The following is a 21,757-nucleotide window of genomic DNA, read 5'->3' as shown; positions in this document are numbered from 1 at the left end:
TACGTCCAGTACGAGGACTTCCGGCCGGCACACCGAGAGCACGCACCGGACGCCGCTCCTTGACGGGCAAACGTTGCCTGCCGCGGCACTAGACAGGCCCTCGCGCGTCAGGCGAGATGCCCGCGGACCTCGGTCGCGGCCTCGTCGCCGTAGGCCTTGGTGAAGCGGTCCATGAAGTGGAGGCGGCGCAGCTGGTACTCCTGGGTGCCGACCGTCTCGATGACGAGGGTGGCGAGCATGCAGCCGATCTGGGCGGCGCGCTCGTGGGAGACGCCCCAGGCGAGGCCGGAGAGGAAGCCGGCGCGGAAGGCGTCGCCGACGCCGGTGGGCTCGAGCTTGCGCTCCTCATCCGGGCAGCCGACCTCGATCGGGTCCTCGCCGGCGCTCTCGATGCGGACGCCGCGCGAGCCGAGGGTGGTGACGCGGTGGCCGACCTTGGAGAGGATCTCCGCGTCCGACCAGCCCGTCTTGGACTCGATCAGGCCCTTCTCGTACTCGTTGGAGAAGAGGTACGTGGCGCCGTCCAGCAGGGTGCCGATCTCGTCGCCGTTCATCCGGGCGATCTGCTGGGAGAAGTCGGCCGCGAAGGGGATCGAGCGGGAGCGGCACTCCTCGGTGTGGCGGAGCATCGCCTCCGGGTCGTCGGCGCCGATCAGGACCAGGTCGAGGCCGCCCACCCGGTCGGCGACGGTCTTCAGCTCGATGAGGCGGGCCTCGCTCATCGCGCCGGTGTAGAAGGAGCCGATCTGGTTGTGGTCGGCGTCGGTCGTGCACACGAAGCGGGCGGTGTGCAGGGTCTCGGAGATCCGGACCGATTCGGTGTCGACGCCGTGCCGGTCCAGCCAGGCCCGGTACTCGTCGAAGTCCGCGCCCGCGGCGCCGACCAGGATCGGGCGGGTCCCCAGCTGGCCCATCCCGAAGGCGATGTTCGCGCCCACGCCGCCCCGGCGGACGTCCAGGTTGTCGACCAGGAAGGAGAGCGAGACCGTGTGCAGCTGGTCCGCGACGAGCTGATCGGCGAAGCGGCCGGGGAACGTCATGAGGTGGTCGGTTGCGATGGAGCCGGAGACTGCGATGCGCACGGCGTGGACTCTCCTGTGGGGAGCGGGATTGACAGTTCACGCTACCGGGTCGGCCCGCGCCGTTGAAGCAGCCGAAACTACCCGATAGTAGATCTTTCTTCGCAGGCATCACCATGCCTACGGTTCGGTCATGACGAACCTCAAGCTCCACGCCTCCGCTCCGGCCGATCTCGACGGCGACCTGGCGTCGCTGCGCGGTGACTGCGCCCGGATGGCACCGCGCTGGGCGGCCCCGGAGAAGATCACTTCCCGTCCGGTCTCCCCGTCACTCATCCATGGCGTGACCGTACCGGCGAAGTCCGCCCGGCTGCTGGAGGCTATGCCGGACTACGGCAACTAGGGGTTTTCTTCGGTACGGCGCTCGGAAGGGAACCGTGCGCTCCCCCGCCGCGTCCCATCGGCGTCCCCCGTAAAGGGGATGTGGGGTACGACAGCAGGGCTGCCGAAGGAGCGATGCGGTGAACACCGAGCGACCCGAGAACGACGACGCCGCGCGCGAGCCGGAGGAGACGCGTTCCGAGGGGACGGGTCCCGAAGAGACGAAGGCCGCGGAAGCGCAGCGGGAAGAGGTGACGGCCGAAACCGTAGAGGCCGAAGCGGCCGAAACCGTAGAGGCCGAAGCGGCCGAAGGTTCAAAAGCCTCTGAAGGTTCAAAAGCCTCTGAAGCCGATGCTTCAGAGCTCGAAGCCGCGGAGCGCGAACCTTCAGACGTTGACGCTTCATCGGTTGACGCTTCAGAGGTTGACGCTTCAGCGGCTGAGGCTGGGCCCGCCGACGAGCCCGTCGACGAGCCCGTCGTCACTCCCTCGGCCGGTGGCGGCGAGGCTGCCGGGCACTCCCGGCGGCGCTCGCCCGTGCTCATCGCCTCCGTCGCGGCCGCCGTGCTGCTGGTGGGCGGCGGCGGGGCCTATCTGACCTCCACCGCGGTGAGCGGCTCCGGCGGGGGCTCCGGTTCCGGGGCGCCCTCCGGGGACGGCACCCCCGCGGCGCTTCTCCTGGACGACTACTCCGGAGGTACGGGTACCCCCGAGGGCGGTACGAGCGGGATCGCGCCCGGCGAGCCCAACCCCTACGGGGTGACGTACAGCGCCGCCGGCACGCTGCCCGAGGGCCCCGGCACCGCTCCCGTGTACTGGGCGAAGGGCGAGGTCACGAAGGACGAGGTGGCCGGGCTGGCGAAGGCGCTGGGCGTCGAGGGGACGCCGGTCGTCGACGGGGAGGCCTGGAAGGTCGGCGCCGGGAACGACGGCTCGGGGCCGGTGCTGCGGGTGAACCGGCAGGCGCCGGGGATGTGGACGTTCACCCGGTACGCCCCCGGCACGGACGACTGCTCGGGCTCCACCGTCAAGTGCACCCCGACTCCCGCGACCCCGGCCGGCGACCCGGTGAGCGAGGCGGCCGCGAAGAAGGCGGCGGCGCCGGTCCTGAAGGCGGTCGGCCAGGACGACGCCAAGGTGGACGCGAGCCAGGTCATGGGCGCCCAGCGGGTGGTGAACGCCGACCCGGTGATCGGCGGTCTGCCCACCTACGGCTGGACGACCGGGATCAGCGTCGGCGCGCAGGGCGAGATCGTCGGCGGGAACGGGCAGCTGGAGGCTCCGGCGAAGGGCGACACCTACCCGCTGCTGAGTGCGCGGGAGGCGCTGGACGCGCTGAACGCCGCGCCGGGGAGCGACCATCGGATGGGCATCGGGGGCTGCGCCAGCCCGGTGCCGACGAAGGACCGGCTGGAGAGTCCGTGCGGTGCGTCGACGACGACCACGCGGACGCAGACACAGCCGCAGGCGCAGACGGCGACCGTCGAGGACGCGGTGCTCGGGCTCGCCCCCCACACCTCGGGCGGACAGCAGGTGCTCGTGCCGTCCTGGCTGTTCGACGTGAAGGCGGCGGGGGCCGCGGCCGGCTACACCGTGACGCAGCCGGCCGTCGAGCCGGCGTATCTGAAGTCCGCGGCGACGCCCACGCCCGCCCCGACGCCCTCAGGCACCTCGGCGACGCGTGATGTGCAGGTGGACGGCTACACCGTCGAGGGCGACACGCTGACCGTGGCCTTCTACGGCGGGGTGTGCGCCGACTACAAGGCGACGGCGGTGGAGAGCGGGGCCGAGGTGAAGGTCACCGTGACCGAGACGCCCTGGCCGGACAAGGTCTGCATCATGATCGCCAAGCAGTACCACCAGACCGTGCAGCTGAACGAGTCGCTCGGCAGCCGCAAGGTGGTCGGCTCGGACGGCAAGGCCGTCCCGCTGGAGCAGGCGGGCGCCCGGCTGCCGCAGGTCCAGTAGCGCGCCGACAGCACCCGGACCCGCGCAGCACGAAGGCGGCGGCCCCGTCGGAGGGGGCCGCCGCCTTCGCGTACGGCTGAGCCGAAAGGGCTCAGCCGAAACGGCTCAGCTGAAGGAGTCGCCGCAGGCGCAGGAGCCCGTCGCGTTCGGGTTGTCGATCGTGAAGCCCTGCTTCTCGATGGTGTCGACGAAGTCGATGGACGCGCCGCCCAGGTACGGGGCGCTCATGCGGTCGGTGACGACCTTGACGCCGTCGAAGTCCTTGACGACGTCGCCGTCGAGTGAGCGCTCGTCGAAGAAGAGCTGGTAGCGCAGGCCGGAGCAGCCGCCGGGCTGAACGGCGACGCGCAGCGCCAGGTCGTCGCGGCCTTCCTGGTCGAGCAGGGCCTTGACCTTCGCCGCGGCGGCGTCGGACAGGATGATGCCGTCGGTGACGGTGCTGGTCTCGTCCGATACGGACATCTACATCTCTCCCGGGTTGTACGGAGACTGCTTGCCGACTGGTGCAACCGGCAAGGCCGCGGATTCATTCCGGGCCGGGCGACGGGTTTTCGACGCCTCCTTCATGCTCGCACATGCGCCTGCGGGCGGAAAACGCCTCATCGGGATTCACGTCACATCGACGCAATGACCATCGTCAAAGTGACGTTATGCGGGTTATCATAGATAACGTCAGATCGACGAAAAGTAGGAAAAGTAGAAAGGGTGCGTGTCGTGACCACCGCCCAGACCACGGAGCTCGACGTCCAGCCGTCTCCGCTCGCCCTGTTGCTGCTCGGCCGTGAGGCCGACCCTAAGAGCGAGCGGGGCGTCGAGTGTCCCGGCGACCTGCCCTCGCCCTCCGACCCGGACCTGGTCGAGCGCGCCCGTGCCGCCAAGGAGAAGCTCGGCGACAAGGTGTTCGTCCTCGGCCACCACTACCAGCGCGACGAGGTCATCCAGTTCGCCGACGTCACGGGCGACTCCTTCAAGCTGGCCAAGGACGCGGCCGCCCGCCCGGAGGCCGAGTACATCGTCTTCTGCGGTGTGCACTTCATGGCCGAGTCCGCCGACATCCTGACGTCGGACGACCAGAAGGTGGTCCTGCCCGACCTCGCCGCCGGCTGCTCGATGGCCGACATGGCCACCGCCGAACAGGTCGCCGAGTGCTGGGACGTGCTGACCGAGGCCGGCATAGCCGAGCAGGTCGTGCCCGTCTCGTACATGAACTCGTCCGCGGACATCAAGGCGTTCACGGGCAAGCACGGCGGCACGATCTGCACCTCCTCCAACGCCCAGCGGGCCCTGGAGTGGGCCTTCCAGCAGGGCGAGAAGATCCTCTTCCTGCCCGACCAGCACCTCGGTCGCAACACCGCCGTACGGGACATGGGCCTGTCCCTGGAGGACTGCGTCCTCTACAACCCGCACAAGCCGAACGGCGGGCTGACCGTCGAGCAGCTGCGCGACGCGAAGATGATCCTGTGGCGCGGCCACTGCTCGGTGCACGGCCGCTTCAGCCTGGAGTCGGTCGAGGACGTCCGTGCCCGGATCCCCGGGGTGAACGTGCTCGTGCACCCCGAGTGCCGGCACGAGGTCGTGGCCGCGGCGGACTACGTCGGCTCGACCGAGTACATCATCAAGGCGCTGGAGGCGGCCCCGGCCGGCTCGAAGTGGGCCATCGGGACCGAGCTGAACCTGGTCCGCCGGCTGGCGAACCGTTTCGCGCCCGAGGGCAAGGAGATCGTCTTCCTCGACAAGACGGTCTGCTTCTGCTCGACGATGAACCGGATCGACCTCCCCCACCTGGTCTGGACCCTGGAGTCGCTCGCCGACGGCAAGCTCGTCAACCGCATCGAGGTCGACGAGGAGACCGAGGCCTTCGCGAAACTGGCGCTGGAACGGATGCTGGCGCTGCCGTAGGAACGACCCGTCACCGGGGCCCCTTCCGCCCGGAAGGGGCCCCTGAAGCCATAGCCGACTCGGCCGCCGGACGGGCTCAGCCGCGCCAGCCGTGCTGCGGCCCTGTGCGGGCCGCGCCCGTGAGGGCGGCTCGCACTGCCAGGATCAGCAGCGGAGGTCCGTCAACGCCCCACTGCTCTGAGTCCCCGACGTGAGTAGACCAAAGCCTCGGGTGCACTCGGTCAGTGTGTTGGTTCCGCGCGACCAGACCTCGCTCCCCGTCGACGACTGATTGCCCAAACCGGTATCCGACCGCGTGTTGATCGACGCGGCTACGGTCCAAGAGGCGTGGCTTTCGCGGAACGACTGCCAGACGTAGACATAAGCGAAGTTCTTGTTGCAGCCGATGTACTGCTTCACAGAGGCGACCTTCACCCCAGACAGTGTGATGTACGCAGTACTGCCGATCTGGGAGACAGCACTGCAGCCCGGAGCCCCCGCAGCAGCAGGGCTCGAAGTGCTGATGACCGCACCAACGGCAAGTGCAAACGTGGCGAGGCCTGTTGCTAAAAATCGTCTCATGATCCCCTCATATTCAACTCAGGTCATGTACAGGTAACCATCCCATCTCACTACGTGTCAGTGACCAGCCGCAAGATCGGCGACGGAGTTCCGCCGCGAGCGATCTCCCTGCCAGAACCCACCGCTTCCTGGCAGTCGAGACTGCTGGCCGAACTTGTGGAGGAAACGGCCAGGGCTCGTGCCTCCTCGCGCAGTACGGGAGGGACGGGCTCACTCCACCCGCGGGCGGACCAGTCCCGACTCGTACGCGATGACCACGAGTTGGGCCCGGTCGCGGGCGCCCAGTTTGGCCATGGCCCGGTTGACGTGTGTTTTCACGGTGAGCGGGCTGACCTCCAGGCGCTCGGCTATCTCGTCGTTGGAGTGGCCGCCGGCGACCTGCACGAGGACCTCGCGCTCGCGCACGGTGAGCGCGTCCAGCCGGGCCGAGCGGGTCGGGTCGTGGTCGTCGGCCGTGCCGCCCTGGGCGAGGAAGCGGGCGATGAGGCCCTTGGTGGCGGTCGGCGAGAGCAGCGCCTCCCCGCCCGCGGCGACCCGGATCGCGCTGAGCAGTTCCTCCGGCTCGCTGCCCTTGCCGAGGAAACCGGAGGCGCCCGCCCGCAGCGACTGCACGACGTAGTCGTCGACCTCGAAGGTCGTCAGGATGACCACCCGGACGCCGCCGAGGGAGGGATCGGCGCTGATCAGACGGGTCGCGGCGAGACCGTCCACACCGGGCATGCGGATGTCCATCAGGACGACGTCGGCGCGCTGCTCCTTCGCCAGCCGGACCGCCTCCGCGCCGTCGGACGCCTCGCCGACCACCTCCATGTCGGGCTCGGAGTCGACGAGCACGCGGAACGCGCTGCGCAGCAGTGCCTGGTCGTCGGCGAGCAGGACGCGGATGGTCATGCACTGTCTCCCATGGTGGCCGTGCGGGTCTTGACCGGCAGGATCGCGTGGACGCGGAAGCCGCCGCCGTAGCGCGGGCCCGTGGTGAGGGTGCCGCGCAGGGCGGTGACGCGTTCGCGCATCCCGAGCAGTCCGTGGCCGCCTCCGCTCTCCGGGCTCTCGTCGCCCGCCGGGCGCCCGTTGTCGAGGACCGTGACCTCGATGTTCGGTCCCACGCGTACGACGCTGACCTCGGCCTTCGCCTCGGTTCCCGCATGCTTTTGGACGTTGGTGAGGGCTTCCTGGATGACCCGGTAGGCGGCCAGGTCGACGGCGGCCGGGAGCTTGGTCCCATGGTCGGTGCGGGCCACCTCGACGTGCAGGCCGGCGCTGCGGAAGGTGCCGGCCAGCTCGTCGAGGCGGTCCAGGCCGGGGGCGGGTTCGGTGGGGGCCTCGGGGTCGCCGGACTGGCGCAGCAGGCCGACCGTGGCCCGCAGCTCGTTGAGCGCGGAGCGGCTGGCCTCGCGGACGTGCGCGAGGGCCTCCTTGGCCTGGTCGGGCCGCTTGTCCATGACGTGCGCGGCGACTCCGGCCTGCACGTTGACCAGGGCGATGTGGTGGGCGACGACGTCGTGCAGATCGCGGGCGATGCGCAGGCGCTCCTCGGCGACCCGGCGGCGGGCCTCCTCCTCGCGGGTGCGTTCCGCGCGCTCGGCGCGGTCCCGGATGGCCTGGACGACGGCCCGGCGGCTGCGTACCGCGTCCCCGGCGGTGGCGCCGATGCCGGTCCAGGCGAGGATCCCGAGGTTCTCCTGGGCGTACCAGGGCAGCGGTCCGGCGAGCATGGCGGCGCCGGTGAGGACCGTCATGGTGAGCAGGCCGGCCCGCACGCTGGTGACGCGGTCGGTGGTGGCGGCGACGGTGAACAGGGCGACGACGGCGGACATGGCGACGGGAGCGCGGGGGTCGCCGGTGACGGACTCGACCACGGAGGCGGCTGAGGTGAGCGCGAGGACCGTCATGGAGTCGCGGCGGCGGAAGACGAGGGCGACGGCGCCGAGGGTCATCAGCAGGAGGCTGAGCGGGTCCGGGCTGCGGAGGCTCCAGCTGACGCTGTGCTCGCCGTGCGGGTCGACGAAGGAGCCGGCCAGCATGCAGAGGAGGACTCCGGCGGCGAGGGTCGCGTCCAGTGCCAAGGGGTGGGCCTTGAGCTGGCACTCGGCACGGGCGAGGAGGGTCACTGCCTGGTTACCGTCGCTTTCCGTGCCGTGCTGCTCGTCTCACCCCGGGATCAAGCCGTCGTCGCTCAGCATCTCCCGGACCTCCGCCAGGCTTGCGTCCGGGGCCGGGAGGATGAGTTCCGAGGGTTCCAGGGAGTCGTCCGGCAGGGGGTCGCCCAGGCGGCGGACGGCGTCCAGGAGGGCGCCGAGGGTGCGATGGAAGCCTTGTTCGTCGCCGCTCTCCATCTCGGCCAGCAGCTCGTCGTCCAGCTTGTTCAGTTCGACGAAGTGGGAGTCGGCCAGCTTCCACTGGCCCTCCCCCATGATCCGTACGATCATGTCGCCCTCCTCGGCTCCGGACCCCGGCGCCGGGCTACTGCTTGTCGAAGCGCGGGGTGTCCTGCGGCTGCTGCTGGGACTGCGACTGGCTCGTGCCACCTTCGATGGCCTGCTGGCCGGAGGAGCTTCCCCCGGCGAGTTCGGCCTTCATGCGCTGCAGTTCCAGCTCTACATCCGTACCACCGGAGAGCCGGTCCAGCTCGGCCTGGAGGTCGTCCTTCGCGATGCCCGTCGGGTCGTCCAGGGCGCCGGAGGCCATGAGCTCGTCGAGGGCGCCTGCGCGGGCCTGGAGCTGGGCCGTCTTGTCCTCGGCACGCTGGATGGCCAGGCCGACGTCGCCCATCTCCTCGGAGATGCCGGAGAAGGCCTCGCCGATCCGGGTCTGGGCCTGGGCGGCGGTGTAGGTGGCCTTGATCGTCTCCTTCTTGGTGCGGAAGGCGTCGACCTTGGCCTGGAGGCGCTGGGCCGCGAGGGTGAGCTTCTCCTCCTCGCCCTGGAGCGTCGAGTGCTGCGTCTCCAGATCGGTGACCTGCTGCTGGAGGGCGGCGCGGCGGGAGAGCGCCTCGCGGGCGAGGTCCTCACGGCCGAGCGCGAGCGCCTTGCGGCCCTGGTCCTCCAGTTTGGTGGACTGCGACTGCAACTGGTTCAGCTGGAGTTCCAGGCGCTTGCGGGAGGTCGCCACGTCGGCGACGCCACGGCGGACCTTCTGGAGCAGCTCCAGCTGCTTCTGGTACGAGTAATCGAGGGTTTCGCGCGGGTCCTCGGCCCGGTCAAGGGCCTTGTTCGCCTTCGCGCGGAAGATCATCCCCATACGCTTCATGACACCGCTCATGGGCTTCGCGCGCCCCCTTTTCTGACGGACTCCGGTCCAGCCTTGCAACAGAACCCACAGTACGGGCCCTGCATCCATTGACGCACTGTTCGGGGACGGATGCGCTCATCCCCAAGGACGACTGACCAAGCCCTTGCTCCGGCGTAGGGAGTAGGTGACCTTCAGGGTGAGCATTAGGTCACCCTGTGTCCCTTCTCCCTCGTTCTTGGACGGTCTGTCCCCTCTACAGACGACTGGTGTTGCCGGATCGTTCCCCTCCGGGCTGGGGTCCATGCCCAGAAGCGCTTACCCTTGGGTTTTGTGTTCCGTAGCCGTGCCAAGGAAGAGAAGGCCCCCGCCGACGCGGTGGTGACCGACTCCAAGCAGACCCGTGACCCTCAGGCGAAGAAGGGTCGGCCCACGCCCAAGCGCAGTGAGGCCCAGACCCAGCGCCGCAGCGTCGCCAACACGACGACCTCGCGCAAGGACGCCGCCAAGCGTCAGCGCGAGGAGCGTCGCGCCCAGATGGACCGGCAGCGCCAGGCGCTGGCCGGCGGCGACGAGCGGTATCTGCCGGCCCGTGACAAGGGTCCCGTCCGCAAGTTCGCCCGCGACTTCATCGACTCGCGGTTCAACGTGGCGGAGTTCTTCCTGCCGATGGCCGTGATCATCCTCGTGCTGAGCATGGTGCGGGTGGGCTCGCTGCAGACCATCGCGCTGCTGCTGTGGCTGGTCGTGATCGTGCTGATCGTGCTGGACTCGTTCGTCACCGCGTTCCGGCTGCGCAAGCAGCTCGCCGAGCGCTTCGACGGACAGAACCGGCGGGGCGCGGTGGCGTACGCGCTGATGCGCTCGCTGCAGATGCGTCGCCTCCGGCTGCCCAAGCCGCAGGTCAAGCGCGGAGCGCGGCCCTGAGCGCTGCGGCCTTCTCCGGGGGAGCGGCCGAGGCCTGGCTGAACAGGCTGGGCGGGCTGCGTGACGTCGTACGGCAGGAGCTGGTGGCCCGGCAGCTCGACGAGCAGATAGCGGGGCGCTACCCGGTCGGGCAGCGGCTGCGGGTGCTCGACGTCGGCATGGGGCAGGGCACGCAGGCGCTGCGGCTGGCCCGGCTCGGACATCAGGTGACCGGTCTCGAGCAGGACGCGACGATGGTCGCCGCGGCCCGTACGGCCCTGGCCGACGAGCCCGAAGGCATCCGGGAGCGGGTGCGGATCATCGAGGGCGACGGCCGGGACACCGGAGTGCACTTCCTGCCCGGCAGCTTCGACGTGGTGCTGTGCCACGGCGTGCTGATGTACGTCGGGGAGCCGGACGCGCTGCTGGCGGGGCTCGGGCGGATGCTGGCGCCGGGCGGGCTGCTGTCGCTGCTGGTGCGCAACGCGGACGCGCTGGCCATGCGGCCGGGACTGTCCGGGGACTGGGCGGGCACGCAGGGCGCCTTCGACACCACGGCTTATGTCAATCGGCTGGGGCTGGAGGTGCGCGCGGACCGGCTGACGACGCTGACCGGCGCGCTCGCCGGGATCGGGGCGCCGCTGCAGGCCTGGTACGGCGTGCGGGTCTTCACGGACACGGCGGCGGACGACGCGGAGATCCCGGACGACGTCGAGGCCCTGCTGTCCGCCGAGGAGCGGGCCGGGCGGACCGATCCCTACCGGCAGGTGGCGGCGCTGCTGCATCTGTGCGGAGTGCGCGGCTGAGCCTGCGTTGTTCACTCGTTCGAGTGAGGGGTGGACACGGTATGCGGTCGGGGTGACCGGGCCGCGGCCACCCCGACGCAACGGTGCGACCGGCTACGACTCGTTCGCGTGCAGGCTCATCGGGCCGTAGATCTCGGTGGAGTCCTCGAAGAGCCGCACCTGGTCCGCGCCGCCTTCGACGAGGTCCTTCCAGATCTCCCCGATCCACGACTCGGCGTCCCCCTGCGTGGTGAACTCCTCGGGCTGCACCGCGGGTTGGACCTCCGTCCCGTCGGCCTTCTCGAACCGCCACGTCCATGCCGCCATGTACGCCTCCCAGCTGTGACCACGTGCAGAGCAGAAGCCGGATCAAGGTCCGGCTTCTGCTGAGCAGCCTAGTCGGGTGCGCAAGACCAGGTCAGACACGCGAAAATCAGCTTCGTGGAAGTCACTCTGCTCGGTACCGGCGCTCCCGCGGGGCTGCCCCGCCCCGACTGTCCGTGCGCCGTGTGCGCGATCTCGCTCGGGGTGCATGCGCGGGCGGCGACCGCGCTGCTCGTGGACGGGGCCCTGTTGCTCGATCTGACGCCGGGTGCGGCCTTCGCGGCCGCGCGGGCCGGACACTCGCTGGGCGGGGTCGGCCAGGTGCTGCTGACGCATCCGCACGACGGGCCGCCGGTGGAGGTGCCGGCCGGGCTGCCGCAGCCCGGCCGGGTGCCGGACGGGCGGGAGTTGGCGCTGCTGACGGGACATCGGGTGCGGGCGGTGGCCATGGACGCGCCGGGCACCGGGTACGCGGTGACCGGGCCGGACGGGCAGCGGCTGCTGTATCTGCCGCCCGGGGGCGCGCCGGCCGGTCTGGAGGAGGGGCCGGGGCCCGTCGAGCGGTACGACATAGTCCTCGCGGATCTCGTGGGACGGCCGGACGCGCTGGCCAAGCTGCGGGCGGTCGGCGTCGTCGGGCCGACGACCGACGTGGTCGCCGTCCACCTGGACCACGACGTGCCGCCGGGGGCGGAGCTGGGGCGACGGCTCGCGGCGGCGGGCGCGCGGGCGGTGCCGGACGGGTCGACGCTGACCGTGGGCGTGTACGAGGACGTCCCGGACGTGCCGCGCCGGACGCTGGTGCTGGGCGGCGCCCGGTCGGGGAAGTCGGTGGAGGCCGAGCGGCGGCTGGAGTCCTTCCCGGACGTGCTGTACGTGGCGACCGGCGGGACGCGGGGCGGCGACACCGAGTGGGCCTCCCGGGTGGCAGCGCACCGGGAGCGCCGGCCGGGGTCGTGGCGGACGACGGAGACCTGCGACCTGGCGCCGTTGCTGGCGCAGGACGGGGCGCCGCTGCTGATCGACTGTCTGTCGCTGTGGCTGACGGACGTCATGGACTCCGTCGGGGCGTGGGACGACGCGGTGTGGGCGGACGGTGGCGAGCGGGCGCTGCGCTCACGGGTGACGGAGTTGGCGGCGGCGGTGCGCTCGGCGCGGCGGACCGTCGTACTGGTGTCCAACGAGGTGGGCTCGGGGATCGTGCCGGCCACCGCGTCGGGGCGGCGGTACCGGGACGAGCTGGGGCGGCTGAACGCGGCGGTCGCGGCCGAGTGCGAGCAGGTCGTGCTGGTGGTGGCGGGACAGGCGCTGGTGCTCCGCGGCTGAGCGGCCGGCCGCGGTGCGCTCATGGGCGTCGCGCGATGATCCGGTACGCGTTCGAGAAGCGGGTGCGGCACAGCGCGGGGGCCAGGAGGTGGTCGGCGGCCGCGGCCAGGGCGGTCAGGGTCCGGGCCGCCGGGCGCAGCCGGGTCCGGTCGGCGTAGAGCGAGACGGCCGCGGCGAGGTCGCGGGGGGCATGGGCGGCCTTGCGGTCCGTCACGACGATCTCGCAGCCCTGGGCCCGAAGTTCCGCCCGGAGGTTGGCCGGCGGGATCAGCTGGAGGTGGCGGGGCTGGTCGTAGGAGTGCCACCACTTGCCGAGGACGGCCGCGGAGGCGCTGGCCGGGTCGGGGACCTCGATGAGGAGGTGGCCGCCCGGCCGCAGGGCGGTCAGTGCCGCCGCGAGTTCCGCTCTCGGGTCCCGGGTGTGCTCCAGGTGGTGGAGCATGCTGACGACGTCGTAGCGGCCGCGCAGCCGGGACAGGATCTCCGGGCTCGTCAGCCGGCCGACGTGGGCCTCGTCGAGCCGGTCCGCCGCGTGCGCCCGCTCCACCCGCGAGGTCGGGTCCAGCCCGTCGAACGCCGTGTAGGCGAACAGTTCCTTCGCCGCCTCGGGGAAGAGCGCGTCCCCCGTTCCGACGTCCAGCCAGCTCTCCGGTTCGCCGAAGGGCAGCATCGCCCGGGCCGTCGCCCTGAGCCGTCTGCGGGCGACGGCCCGTCGGTCCGTATGCGCCGCGTAGAGCTCCAGCCCCTCGACGGTCAGGCGCGGGTTCTGGAAGGCGTGGGCGCAGTCCAGACACGCGTCGACCACGAACGTGCCGGGCCTGCGGTGGCGCAGATCGGGTGTGCGCAGCCGGGTGCGCAGCCGCTTCGAGCCGCACCAGGGGCAGTCGTCGCGGCGCGGCTCGTGGACGGGCCTGGGGGGCATGAGCGGCTCCGGGGAGGACGAGGAGGGCGGACGACAATTTGCAGCAAAACGGAACGTATGGGATCCCGATCTTGGGTGCAATGACGTCACGCGGGTGTGGTGGCGATGTGACGCGGAACTGTTCGATCGGTGCCGGTACTGTTCGGCGAATGAGCTCGCTTAATCTCGACGACTTCACCGATCTGATCGAGCGCCCGGACGGCGGTGTCCGCCGTGACGCGGAGGCCCGCCGGGAACGTCAGATCGTGCCGCCCGGATCGCTGGGACGCCTGGACGACCTGGGTGAGTGGCTGGCGGCGGCGCACGGCTCGTCGCCCGTGCGGCCCGTCGAGCGGCCGCGGGTGGTGCTGTTCGCCGGCGACCACGGCGTGGCCGAGCTCGACGTCTCCGCCCGACCCGCGGGCAGCGCCGCGGAGTTGGTGCGCGAGGTCCTGGAGGGCGGCCGTCCGGTCTCCGTGCTCGCCCGCCGCCTCGATGTGCCCGTGCGGGTCGTCGACATGGCGCTGGACTGCGATCCGGAGACCTTCCCCGAGGACGTCGTGCGGCACCGGGTGCGGCGCGGCAGCGGCCGGATCGACATCGAGGACGCACTCACCCTGGAGGAGGCCGAGGCGGCCTTCAGGGCGGGCATGGCCGTCGCCGACGAGGAGGCCGACTCCGGTACGGATCTGGTCGTGCTCGGCGATGTGAGCGTCGGCGGGACGACGGCCGCGGGGGTGCTGGTGGCCGCGCTGTGCGGGACCGACGCGTCCGTGGTCACCGGGCGCGGCGGCGAGGCGATCGACGACCTGGCGTGGATGCGCAAGTGCGCCGCCATCCGGGACGCGCTGCGGCGGGCCCGGCCGGTGCTCGGGGAGCAGTTGCAACTGCTGGCGACCGTGGGCGGGGCCGACCTCGCGGCCATGACGGGCTTTCTGCTCCAGTGCGCGGTACGGAAGTTGCCGGTCGTGCTGGACGGGGTCGTGGTGGCCGCCTGTGCGCTCGTCGGGCAGCGGATCGCGTTCCGGGCGCCGGACTGGTGGCTGGCCGCCCACAAGAGCGGTGAACCGGGACAGGCCAAGGCGCTCGACCGGATGGCGCTGGAACCGCTCCTCGACCAGGGCGTGAAGGTCGGCGAGGGCGCCGGCGCGCTGCTCGCGCTGCCGCTCGTCCAGGCCGCGGCGGCACTGGCCGCGGAACTGCCCGAGAGGGAGGCGGTTGCCGAAGAGCCGGAGAAGAAGGAGGACGAGGAGTAGTCCGCGCGAGAGCGGGGGGTACTGGGCGGCGTTACGGGGAGGGAAAGGTATGGACCCATATGATCAAACCTTATGGGATATGCCCGATTCGCCGTCTGGTATCTGCGTGCCGTCGCCTTCGTCAACCTCCTCAGCGCGGTGTGGGTGTCCCTGGGACAGGACGTGCGGCGGCACAACCAGGAGGATCTGTTCACGCCGTATCTGCTGACCGCCGGCTTCGCCTCCGGCGTGTTCACCGCGTTTCTGGCGATCACCATGCGGCGCCGCAAGCGCGCCGCCTGGATCCTCAACCTCGGGCTCGGCGGGGCGTTCCTCGCACTGCTCGCCTTCGCCATGGTGTTCCCGGAGATCCGGCGGTACCCGCAGAACTGGGTCTCGCTGGCGCTGACGGCCTCCTTCGTGGGGGCGCTGGTGCTCGGGCGGCGGGAGTTCTACGCCAAGGGTGACCGGGCCAACCCGAGACTGGCCGCTCTCGTCGGCCTCGGCGGGCTGCTCGTCACCTCGCTGTTCGCCGCGGTGCTGGTGACGCTCACCGACCAGGCCCGAGGCCACTCCACTTTCGCCGAGCGCTGGCGGTACGGAACCCTCCAGCTGGTCTCGATCTCCGACTTCCGCTCCCCCGGCATCGCCACGCCGAACTGGGTCGATGTGGCCGTCAACGTACTGAGCACGGCGCTCGTCCTCGCCGTCCTGTACGCCGCGTTCCGCTCCCGGCGGGCCGTCGACCCGCTCACCGACGACGACGAGAAGCGGCTGCGGGAGCTCCTCGACCGGCACGGCGAGCGGGACTCGCTCGGCTACTTCGCGCTGCGGCGGGAGAAGAGCGTCTGCTGGTCGCCGACCGGCAAGGCGGCCGTCGCCTACCGCGTCGTCGGCGGGGTGTCGCTGGCGTCCGGGGATCCGCTCGGGGATCCGGAGGCCTGGCCGGGGGCGATCGGGCCGTGGCTCGCCGAGGCGCGGGCGCACGGGTGGATCCCGGCGGTGATGGGCGCGAGCGAGGAGGCCGGGACCGTGTACGCCAGGCACGGTCTCGACGCGCTGGAGCTCGGGGACGAGGCGATCGTCGAGGTCGCCGAGTTCACCCTCGAAGGACGCGCCATGCGGACCGTCCGGCAGGCGTACAACAGGGTCCGGCGGGCCGGGTACACGGTGCGCGTCCGTCGCCACGAGGACGTCTTCGGCGACGAGTTGGCGTACCTGCTGCGGCGGGCCGACGACTGGCGCGACGGGGCCACCGAGCGCGGGTTCAGCATGGCGCTGGGCCGGCTCGGGGACCCGCAGGACGGGCGCTGCGTGCTGCTGGAGTGCCACGACGCCGGCGGTGAACTGCGGGCGCTGCTCTCCTTCGTGCCGTGGGGCCCGCACGGGCTCTCGCTGGACCTGATGCGGCGGGACCGGGACTGCGACAACGGCCTGATGGAGTTCATGGTCATCGAGCTGCTGCTGCGCGCCCGGGACGGCCGTGCCGACCGGGACGGCCGGGAGGCGATCACGCAGGTCTCGCTGAACTTCGCCGTGTTCCGCTCGGTCTTCGAGCGGGGCGCGCGGCTCGGCGCCGGGCCGGTGCTGCGGCTGTGGCGGTCGCTGCTCAGCTTCGTCTCGCGCTGGTGGCAACTCGAGTCGCTGTACCGCGCCAACGCCAAGTACCGGCCCATCTGGGAGCCCCGGTTCCTGCTCTTCGAGAAGAGCGCGGACCTGCCCCGCATCGGCATCGCGTCCGCCCGGGCGGAGGGGTTCCTGCCGTGAGGCGGATCGCCCGCCGGGCCCGCGCCGAATGGGGGCCGCTGTACGAGGCCGTACACGAGCCCCTGGTGGAGCGGCGGTGGCGGGCGGTCCCGATGACGCTCGGGGCGGTGTGTCTGACGGCGGTCACGCAGATCGCGCAGAACCAGGCGTGGGGCTATCGGCCGGTCCAGGACCTCGGGGCGGTACGGGCCGAGGACCCCCTGTGGCTCGCGCTGCTGCGCACCCCGCTGTCGCTGTTCGTCCCCGCGCTGGACCTGCCGGTCTGGGGTGCGCTCGCGCAGATCCTGCTGGTGTTCGGGATCGCGGAGCTCTGCCTGGGCTGGTGGCGCACCTTCGTCATCGCCTACGCCGCCACCCTCGCGGGCACGCTCTACGCGCGCGTGGGCATCGCCCTCGACCGGCTGCCCGCCTCCGACGCCCTGGTGGTGGACACCGGCCCGTCGGCGGCGGTGGTCGGCCTCGCGGTCTTCCTGGGCTGGCGGTATCGCGCGTATGCGACGGCGGCGGCGGTGATCGTCGCGATAGTGGTGGAGGTCCTGCTGAAGAACAACCTGGCGGGCAAGGAGCACTTGGCGGCGATCGCGGCGGTGCTGGCGCTGTGCGCGGTGGCGGGACGGGTGCGGGCGGTCGAGGGGCAGGCGCGTCCGTCCCCGGAGGCGCCGGTCAGGCGCCGTTGAGGCGCCGTTGCAGCGCCTTCACTTCCGCTCGGCGGACTCGGCGGACTCGGCGGACCGGGCGAGCTCCGCGGTCGTCTTCCCGCCCAGCCAGTCCCCCACCGCCCGGCGCGGGCCGATCCACCGTCGATCGTGCCGGTAGGCCCGCAGCAGCGCCCTCGCACGCGCGCGTGGCCGCCGCCGGTAGAAGCGCCGGGCCCACGGCGAGTCGGGCCGGGCCAGCCGCACCAGGCCCACGAGGCCGAGGAACGGGATGAACACGCTGAAGACGGCCATCTGGGCCTTGCCCTTGCTCAGCACGGCCAGCGAGAACAGGAAGTTGACCACGACCGTCGAGAGGACGCTGCCCCGGTCCTGGAGCTCGTCCTGGCTCATGTCGTTGACGCCGAACGGCGAGAAGCCCACCAGCAGCAGTCCGACCAGCGCCGCCGTCAGGACCACGGCCTCCACGCTCTTGCGGCCCGCCTCCGTCCAGTACACGTCGTCCAGGTGCAGGATCAGCGCGAACTCGTCCAGGACGAGGCCCGCGCCGATGCCGAAGACCACCGCGAAGGCGTTCGCCCCGAAGCCGTGCCGGCCGCTCGCCACCGCGCCGAAGCCGCCCGCGACGGTCAGCACGACGCCCGGGACCACGTGGTGGATGTGCACTCCGCCGGCGCTGCTGATGTTGCCGAAGGGCCCCTTGCCCGCCCGGATGAGCCGCGTGATGACCCGGGTGATCAGGAAGGTGAGCACCAACGCGGTCAGCGCGAGCAGCAGCGGGAGCTTGCCCGGTTCGACGATGTTGCGCTGCAGCCAGTCGCCCATGTCGACAAGTCTTCCGGGGCCGGGGGCGGGCTGCCCGGCGGACGGGGCGTCCGGGCTACTCTGCCGCGGTGTCCACGACCTCGCCGCTCGACGGCCTCCGCTTCGCCTTCGGCACCCTGACGGTGCTCCCGGTCCGGGTGACCCGCTGGGACCGTCCGGCCGCGCGCGGGGGCATGCTGGCCGCCCCCCTGGTCGGGCTGGTCGTCGGCGGCTGCGCGGCCGGACTGGGGCTGGGGCTGCTCCACCTGGGCGCGAGCACGCTGCTCGCCGCCGTCGCGTCCGCCGCCGTGCCCGCCGTCCTCACCCGCGGTCTGCACCTCGACGGGCTCGCGGACACCGCGGACGGCCTGGGCAGCGGCAAGCCCGCCGAGGACGCTCTGCGGATCATGAAGCAGTCGGACATCGGGCCGTTCGGCGTGCTCACGCTCGTTCTCGTGCTGCTCGCGCAGGTGGCGGCGCTGACGCAGCTCTACGACGAGTCCTGGGCGCTGGGCGCGGTGGCCGCGGTCGTCTCGGCGGCCGCCGCCCGCCTGGCGCTGACCCTGGCGGCCCGCGCAGGGGTGCCGGCCGCGCGGCCGGAGGGGCTGGGGGCGGCGGTCGCCGGGGTGGTCCCGGTGCGGGGCGCGGTGCTCGTCGCGGCCGCCGTCCTGCTGGCGGCCGCGGGCGCGGGCGGGTGCTTCGGACCGTACGAGCCCCACGTCTACGCCGTGCTCGGGCCGATCGAGGCGCCGCCGGTCTTCGAGCCGTACGACGCCGTCCGGCCGGCGCTCGCGGTCCTCGCCGCGCTCGCCGCCGCCGAACTGCTCCTGCGGCACTGCACCCGCCGTTTCGGCGGCGTCACCGGGGACGTCTTCGGCGGTCTCGCGGAGACGGCGGCGACCACCGCCCTCGTGGCACTGGCTCTGCTCGGCTGACGCCTGCCTCAGAGCCTGTCCGGCGGATCATGCCGCAGACGCGGGGGCCGGCCCGCCCTCCCCCAGAGGGGGGACCCCATGACCCCGCTCACCCGCGCTGATCGGTCACCGTTGCTTTCCTCCGACTTGATCCGCCGGACAGGCCCTAACAGGCCTCGCGCCAGACGCCCAGTTCGTACTTCTTCAGCAGCGAACTCAAGCGCAGACGCCGGGAGTCGGCGCAGAAGTCGCTCGTGGGCAGTTCGTACTCGACGTGGAAGACGGCCTTGCCCGCCTCGATGAAGGGGGTCAGGTCCGCGCACTCGTCGTACTGGGCGCACTGTTCGTTGACCGCGAAGTCGAAGTCGTCGACGAGTTCGGGGATCTGGTCGAGGTCGTTCTTCAGGCCGACCGACATGCCCCGGTCGTGGGCGAGTTGGGCGATGAGGCGGTTGTAGCGGAGCTGGTCGGCGGCCTTGACGGGGAAGCCGGTGGTGTTCTTGTAGCCGTCCATGTTGTCCGGCTCGACCGCGTCGAAGCCCTTGTCGCGGCACATGTCGAGGCGGGCCGCCATGAGGGGTTCGAGGATGTCGACCTGGCGGATGTCGAGCCAGCGCTCGCCCTCCCAGCCGTTGCCCTTGCCGATCACCGACTCGGGGAAGTCGTCGGCGTCGGGCCGCCAGTCCTCCCAGGCGCCGGCGGAGAGGTAGCAGATGACCTTGCGGCCGTCCTTGTGCAGGCCGGCGACCGTGGCCTCGGTCTGGTCGAAGCCGTCGATGTCGTAGACGGGCACGTCGACGGAGGTGTCCAGGCGTCCGCTGAGCTGCCACTGCCAGCCGATGCCGGGGGCCGGCTGCCAGAGATTCGCTTCGCCGGCCTCCCTCGTTTCCCTCGTTTCTCCTGTTTCACCTGCTTCGTCGTCCGGTGCGGTGGCACAGCCCGCGAGCAGCAGGGCGAGGAGGGGCAGCAGCGGGATGGGGCGTCTCACCGGAAGGACTCCAGGGGGTGCGGCAACGGACCCCAGCATGATCGCCCATGCCGGAACCCGGCGAGTGTGACCCAGTTCATGGAGTGCGAGCATCCAGAAGTGGCTACGACGCCACCGACAGGTGAACACTCGCGTGCATGGGCCAACGCACACGCACGCGTACGCTCATTGCGGGATTCGCCCAGCCGGTTCGCCGCGCCGGTGAGGCAGACCCCCCGGATGCGACCGCACCCATGACCCGGATCTAGGGTCGGCTTTCGGGCCCGGTCGACCCACACACTCCGGCCACAGCAACTCCACATCGGAAGCGAGATTTCACCACCGTGACTGCTCTCACTCTCAGCACCGCCGCGGCGCCCGGCCTCCGGGCCGACGCGATCGTGATCGGTGTCGCCAAGGGCGCGAAGGGCCCGATCGTTGCCCCAGGCGCCGAAGCCGTCGACAAGGCCTACGACGGCCGACTCGCCGCAGTCCTGGAAACCCTCGGCGCCGCAGGGGCCGAGGGCGAGCTGACGAAGCTGCCCGCCCCGGCCGGCTTCAAGGCGCCGCTCGTGCTCGCGGTGGGCCTCGGCGCCGAGCCCGAGAAGGACGCCTCCTTCGACGGCGAGGCGCTGCGCCGGGCGGCCGGTGTGGCCGCCCGTGCCCTCACCGGCTCCAAGAAGGCCGCCTTCGCCCTGCCGGTGACCGACGCCGCCGACATCGGCGCGATCGGCGAGGGCGTGGTGCTCGGCGCGTACGCCTTCGACGCCTACAAGCAGAACGGCGGCGACGCCAAGGCCAAGAACGGCAAGGCTCCGCTCGCCGAGGCCTCCCTGCTCGGCGGCAAGCCGCGCGACGCCGCCCACAAGGCCGCGCTGCTGCGCGCCGCCGCCGTCGGCGAGGAGCTCAACCGCGCCCGCGACCTGATCAACATGCCGCCGAACGACCTCAACCCCGAGGTGTTCGCCACGCTGGCCCAGACGGCGGCCAAGGAGCACGGCATCAAGGTGCAGGTGCTCGACGAGAAGGCCCTCGCCAAGGGCGGCTACGGCGGCATCCTGGGCGTCGGCTCCGGCTCGGCGTCGGCCCCCCGCCTGGTGAAGCTGTCGTACACGTCCGCCAAGGCGAAGAAGCACCTCGCCCTCGTCGGCAAGGGCATCACCTACGACTCGGGCGGCATCTCGCTGAAGCCGGCCGGGCACAACGAGACGATGAAGTGCGACATGAGCGGCGCGGCGGCGGTCTTCGCCGCGGTCGTCGCCGCCGCGCGGCTCGGCCTGGAGGTGAACGTCACCGGGTGGCTGGCGCTCGCCGAGAACATGCCGTCGGGCTCCGCCACGCGTCCGGGTGACGTGCTGCGCATGTACAGCGGCAAGACGGTCGAGGTCCTCAACACCGACGCCGAGGGCCGGCTGGTCCTGGCGGACGCGCTGTGGGCGGCCTCCCAGGAGAAGCCGGACGCGATCGTGGACGTCGCGACCCTGACCGGCGCGATGATGCTGGCGCTGGGCAGCCGGACCTTCGGGATCATGGCGAACGACGACGCGTTCCGCTCCGCGCTGCACGAGGCCGCCGAGGAGGTCGGCGAGCCCGCGTGGCCGATGCCGCTGCCGGAGCACCTGCGCAAGGGCATGGACTCGACCGTCGCCGACCTCGCGAACATGGGCGAGCGGATGGGCGGCGGCCTGGTGGCCGGGCTCTTCCTGCGCGAGTTCGTGGGCGAGGGGGTCACCTGGGCGCATCTGGACATCGCCGGGCCCGCGTTCAACGAGGGCGGGCCGTTCGGGTACACGCCCAAGGGCGGTACGGGTACGGCGGTGCGGACGCTGGTGCGGCTTGCGGAGCTGACCGCCGCGGGCGATCTCGGTTAGTCGCGGTGGGTGCGGGGACTGTGCGCCTGATCACCCGGGTCCGTCCGTCCGTGTGGCGGGTGCGGGCCGTGTGTGGCTGGTCGCGCGGTTCCCCGCGCCCCTGGGGCACGTCCCCTCACGTCCGTCACAAGTGAGCGTGGGGTGTCTCACACCCCGGCCCGGCGTCTCGTTCGTCTTCTGCAGGTGCGAAGATGGGGCTCGGCAGGACAGGGCCCCCACCACAGGGCCGAAGAAAGAGCGGCCGGA

Annotated in this window: 21 protein-coding genes; 11 read left to right on the top strand and 10 right to left on the bottom strand. The window is 71.6% G+C overall.

Translation table 11 applies throughout. The features are described 5' to 3' along the window. Window positions 1–107: 107 nt before the first annotated feature. Window positions 108–1,082 carry a carbohydrate kinase family protein gene (locus tag AB0J04_RS14020; RefSeq protein ID WP_363168623.1) on the bottom strand — a complete coding sequence of 325 codons (975 nt, stop codon included), beginning with the start codon at window positions 1,080–1,082 and terminating at the stop codon, window positions 108–110. A 130-nt stretch (window positions 1,083–1,212) separates the two neighbouring features. Between AB0J04_RS14020 and AB0J04_RS14015 the strand changes: the two genes are divergently transcribed. Both AB0J04_RS14015 and AB0J04_RS14010 read left to right on the top strand, forming a co-directional pair. Further along, window positions 1,213–1,422: a hypothetical protein gene (locus AB0J04_RS14015; RefSeq protein ID WP_363168622.1), complete on the top strand. Its 210-nt coding sequence runs from the start codon at window positions 1,213–1,215 to the stop codon at window positions 1,420–1,422. A gap of 514 nt (window positions 1,423–1,936) precedes the next feature. Beyond that, a complete protein-coding gene (locus tag AB0J04_RS14010) occupies window positions 1,937–3,367 on the top strand; it encodes a hypothetical protein (protein ID WP_363168621.1) in 1,431 nt (476 codons plus the stop codon). A 105-nt stretch (window positions 3,368–3,472) separates the two neighbouring features. On the opposite strand, the gene AB0J04_RS14005 is transcribed toward AB0J04_RS14010, so the two are convergent. Then, window positions 3,473–3,829, bottom strand: a complete 357-nt coding sequence (locus tag AB0J04_RS14005) for an iron-sulfur cluster assembly accessory protein (protein ID WP_030794551.1) — start codon at window positions 3,827–3,829, stop codon at window positions 3,473–3,475. Between the two features lie 252 nt (window positions 3,830–4,081). On the opposite strand from AB0J04_RS14005, the gene nadA reads away from it, so the two are divergent. Next, complete coding sequence (gene nadA / locus AB0J04_RS14000) at window positions 4,082–5,266, top strand: quinolinate synthase NadA (RefSeq protein WP_363168620.1); 1,185 nt, start codon at window positions 4,082–4,084, stop codon at window positions 5,264–5,266. A 771-nt stretch (window positions 5,267–6,037) separates the two neighbouring features. Here nadA and AB0J04_RS13995 read toward each other — a convergent pair. From AB0J04_RS13995 to AB0J04_RS13980, 4 genes are read right to left on the bottom strand one after another with little or no spacing between them, the layout of a single operon-like run. Further along, window positions 6,038–6,718, bottom strand: coding sequence for a response regulator transcription factor (locus tag AB0J04_RS13995; protein WP_363168619.1), 681 nt, complete (start codon window positions 6,716–6,718; stop codon window positions 6,038–6,040). After that, window positions 6,715–7,938, bottom strand: a complete 1,224-nt coding sequence (locus AB0J04_RS13990) for a sensor histidine kinase (protein ID WP_363168618.1) — start codon at window positions 7,936–7,938, stop codon at window positions 6,715–6,717. Before AB0J04_RS13990 ends, AB0J04_RS13995 begins: the two co-directional genes overlap by 4 nt. Before the next feature lie 39 nt (window positions 7,939–7,977). Beyond that, window positions 7,978–8,256: a hypothetical protein gene (locus AB0J04_RS13985; protein ID WP_363168617.1), complete on the bottom strand. Its 279-nt coding sequence runs from the start codon at window positions 8,254–8,256 to the stop codon at window positions 7,978–7,980. A 34-nt stretch (window positions 8,257–8,290) separates the two neighbouring features. Beyond that, a complete protein-coding gene (locus tag AB0J04_RS13980; RefSeq protein WP_363168616.1) occupies window positions 8,291–9,088 on the bottom strand; it encodes a PspA/IM30 family protein in 798 nt (265 codons plus the stop codon). A gap of 300 nt (window positions 9,089–9,388) precedes the next feature. Here AB0J04_RS13980 and AB0J04_RS13975 point away from each other — a divergent pair, with 300 nt between their 5' ends. Both AB0J04_RS13975 and AB0J04_RS13970 read left to right on the top strand, forming a co-directional pair. Continuing rightward, window positions 9,389–9,982 carry a DUF3043 domain-containing protein gene (locus AB0J04_RS13975; protein WP_363168615.1) on the top strand — a complete coding sequence of 198 codons (594 nt, stop codon included), beginning with the start codon at window positions 9,389–9,391 and terminating at the stop codon, window positions 9,980–9,982. 83 nt (window positions 9,983–10,065) lie between these two features. After that, the gene (locus tag AB0J04_RS13970) at window positions 10,066–10,767 is read left to right on the top strand and encodes a methyltransferase domain-containing protein (RefSeq protein ID WP_363168614.1); all 702 of its coding nucleotides are present in this window, start codon (window positions 10,066–10,068) and stop codon (window positions 10,765–10,767) included. A 93-nt stretch (window positions 10,768–10,860) separates the two neighbouring features. Here the strand turns inward: AB0J04_RS13970 and AB0J04_RS13965 are convergent, their stop codons facing one another. After that, window positions 10,861–11,073, bottom strand: coding sequence for a hypothetical protein (locus AB0J04_RS13965; RefSeq protein ID WP_363168613.1), 213 nt, complete (start codon window positions 11,071–11,073; stop codon window positions 10,861–10,863). Window positions 11,074–11,187: 114 nt separating this feature from the next. Here AB0J04_RS13965 and AB0J04_RS13960 point away from each other — a divergent pair, with 114 nt between their 5' ends. Continuing rightward, on the top strand, window positions 11,188–12,396 hold the full coding sequence (locus AB0J04_RS13960; RefSeq protein ID WP_363168612.1) for a bifunctional adenosylcobinamide kinase/adenosylcobinamide-phosphate guanylyltransferase: 1,209 nt from the start codon (window positions 11,188–11,190) through the stop codon (window positions 12,394–12,396). Window positions 12,397–12,415: 19 nt separating this feature from the next. Here the strand turns inward: AB0J04_RS13960 and AB0J04_RS13955 are convergent, their stop codons facing one another. Further along, window positions 12,416–13,318 (bottom strand): class I SAM-dependent methyltransferase, encoded by a 903-nt coding sequence (locus tag AB0J04_RS13955; protein ID WP_363168611.1) that lies wholly within the window; start codon window positions 13,316–13,318, stop codon window positions 12,416–12,418. 149 nt (window positions 13,319–13,467) lie between these two features. On the opposite strand from AB0J04_RS13955, the gene cobT reads away from it, so the two are divergent. The 3 genes from cobT (at window position 13,468) to AB0J04_RS13940 (ending at window position 16,976) form a co-directional block, all read left to right on the top strand. Beyond that, window positions 13,468–14,553 carry a nicotinate-nucleotide--dimethylbenzimidazole phosphoribosyltransferase gene (gene cobT, locus AB0J04_RS13950; RefSeq protein ID WP_363168610.1) on the top strand — a complete coding sequence of 362 codons (1,086 nt, stop codon included), beginning with the start codon at window positions 13,468–13,470 and terminating at the stop codon, window positions 14,551–14,553. Between the two features lie 72 nt (window positions 14,554–14,625). Further along, window positions 14,626–16,299, top strand: coding sequence for a phosphatidylglycerol lysyltransferase domain-containing protein (locus tag AB0J04_RS13945; protein WP_363168609.1), 1,674 nt, complete (start codon window positions 14,626–14,628; stop codon window positions 16,297–16,299). Further along, window positions 16,296–16,976 (top strand): hypothetical protein, encoded by a 681-nt coding sequence (locus AB0J04_RS13940; protein WP_363168608.1) that lies wholly within the window; start codon window positions 16,296–16,298, stop codon window positions 16,974–16,976. The genes AB0J04_RS13945 and AB0J04_RS13940 overlap by 4 nt, the downstream gene beginning before the upstream one ends. Before the next feature lie 18 nt (window positions 16,977–16,994). Here AB0J04_RS13940 and AB0J04_RS13935 read toward each other — a convergent pair whose 3' ends face one another. Further along, window positions 16,995–17,780: a hypothetical protein gene (locus tag AB0J04_RS13935; protein WP_363168607.1), complete on the bottom strand. Its 786-nt coding sequence runs from the start codon at window positions 17,778–17,780 to the stop codon at window positions 16,995–16,997. 68 nt (window positions 17,781–17,848) lie between these two features. Between AB0J04_RS13935 and AB0J04_RS13930 the strand changes: the two genes are divergently transcribed. Beyond that, window positions 17,849–18,694 carry an adenosylcobinamide-GDP ribazoletransferase gene (locus AB0J04_RS13930; protein ID WP_363168606.1) on the top strand — a complete coding sequence of 282 codons (846 nt, stop codon included), beginning with the start codon at window positions 17,849–17,851 and terminating at the stop codon, window positions 18,692–18,694. Between the two features lie 145 nt (window positions 18,695–18,839). Here the strand turns inward: AB0J04_RS13930 and AB0J04_RS13925 are convergent, their stop codons facing one another. Further along, the gene (locus AB0J04_RS13925; RefSeq protein WP_363168605.1) at window positions 18,840–19,661 is read right to left on the bottom strand and encodes an endo alpha-1,4 polygalactosaminidase; all 822 of its coding nucleotides are present in this window, start codon (window positions 19,659–19,661) and stop codon (window positions 18,840–18,842) included. Between the two features lie 323 nt (window positions 19,662–19,984). On the opposite strand from AB0J04_RS13925, the gene AB0J04_RS13920 reads away from it, so the two are divergent. Beyond that, the gene (locus tag AB0J04_RS13920) at window positions 19,985–21,511 is read left to right on the top strand and encodes a leucyl aminopeptidase (protein WP_363168604.1); all 1,527 of its coding nucleotides are present in this window, start codon (window positions 19,985–19,987) and stop codon (window positions 21,509–21,511) included. The last annotated feature ends 246 nt before the right edge of the window (window positions 21,512–21,757 follow it).

Source organism: Streptomyces sp. NPDC050263, from assembly GCF_040655955.1.
GTDB lineage: Bacteria > Actinomycetota > Actinomycetes > Streptomycetales > Streptomycetaceae > Streptomyces.
Note: the sequence above shows the minus strand (reverse complement) of the source record. Positions and strands in the feature narration are given on the sequence as shown.

What these genes read in the sequence shown, in the direction of transcription:
- AB0J04_RS14015 (WP_363168622.1), top strand. Translation starts at nt 1,213, where the DNA reads ATGACGAACCTCAAGCTCCACGCCTCCGCTCCGGCCGATCTCGACGGC.
- AB0J04_RS14005 (WP_030794551.1), bottom strand. Translation starts at nt 3,829, where the DNA reads ATGTCCGTATCGGACGAGACCAGCACCGTCACCGACGGCATCATCCTG.
- AB0J04_RS13995 (WP_363168619.1), bottom strand. Translation starts at nt 6,718, where the DNA reads ATGACCATCCGCGTCCTGCTCGCCGACGACCAGGCACTGCTGCGCAGC.
- AB0J04_RS13985 (WP_363168617.1), bottom strand. Translation starts at nt 8,256, where the DNA reads ATGATCGTACGGATCATGGGGGAGGGCCAGTGGAAGCTGGCCGACTCC.
- AB0J04_RS13980 (WP_363168616.1), bottom strand. Translation starts at nt 9,088, where the DNA reads ATGAGCGGTGTCATGAAGCGTATGGGGATGATCTTCCGCGCGAAGGCG.
- AB0J04_RS13965 (WP_363168613.1), bottom strand. Translation starts at nt 11,073, where the DNA reads ATGGCGGCATGGACGTGGCGGTTCGAGAAGGCCGACGGGACGGAGGTC.
- AB0J04_RS13955 (WP_363168611.1), bottom strand. Translation starts at nt 13,318, where the DNA reads ATGCCCCCCAGGCCCGTCCACGAGCCGCGCCGCGACGACTGCCCCTGG.
- cobT (WP_363168610.1), top strand. Translation starts at nt 13,468, where the DNA reads ATGAGCTCGCTTAATCTCGACGACTTCACCGATCTGATCGAGCGCCCG.
- AB0J04_RS13945 (WP_363168609.1), top strand. Translation starts at nt 14,626, where the DNA reads ATGGGATATGCCCGATTCGCCGTCTGGTATCTGCGTGCCGTCGCCTTC.
- AB0J04_RS13935 (WP_363168607.1), bottom strand. Translation starts at nt 17,780, where the DNA reads ATGGGCGACTGGCTGCAGCGCAACATCGTCGAACCGGGCAAGCTCCCG.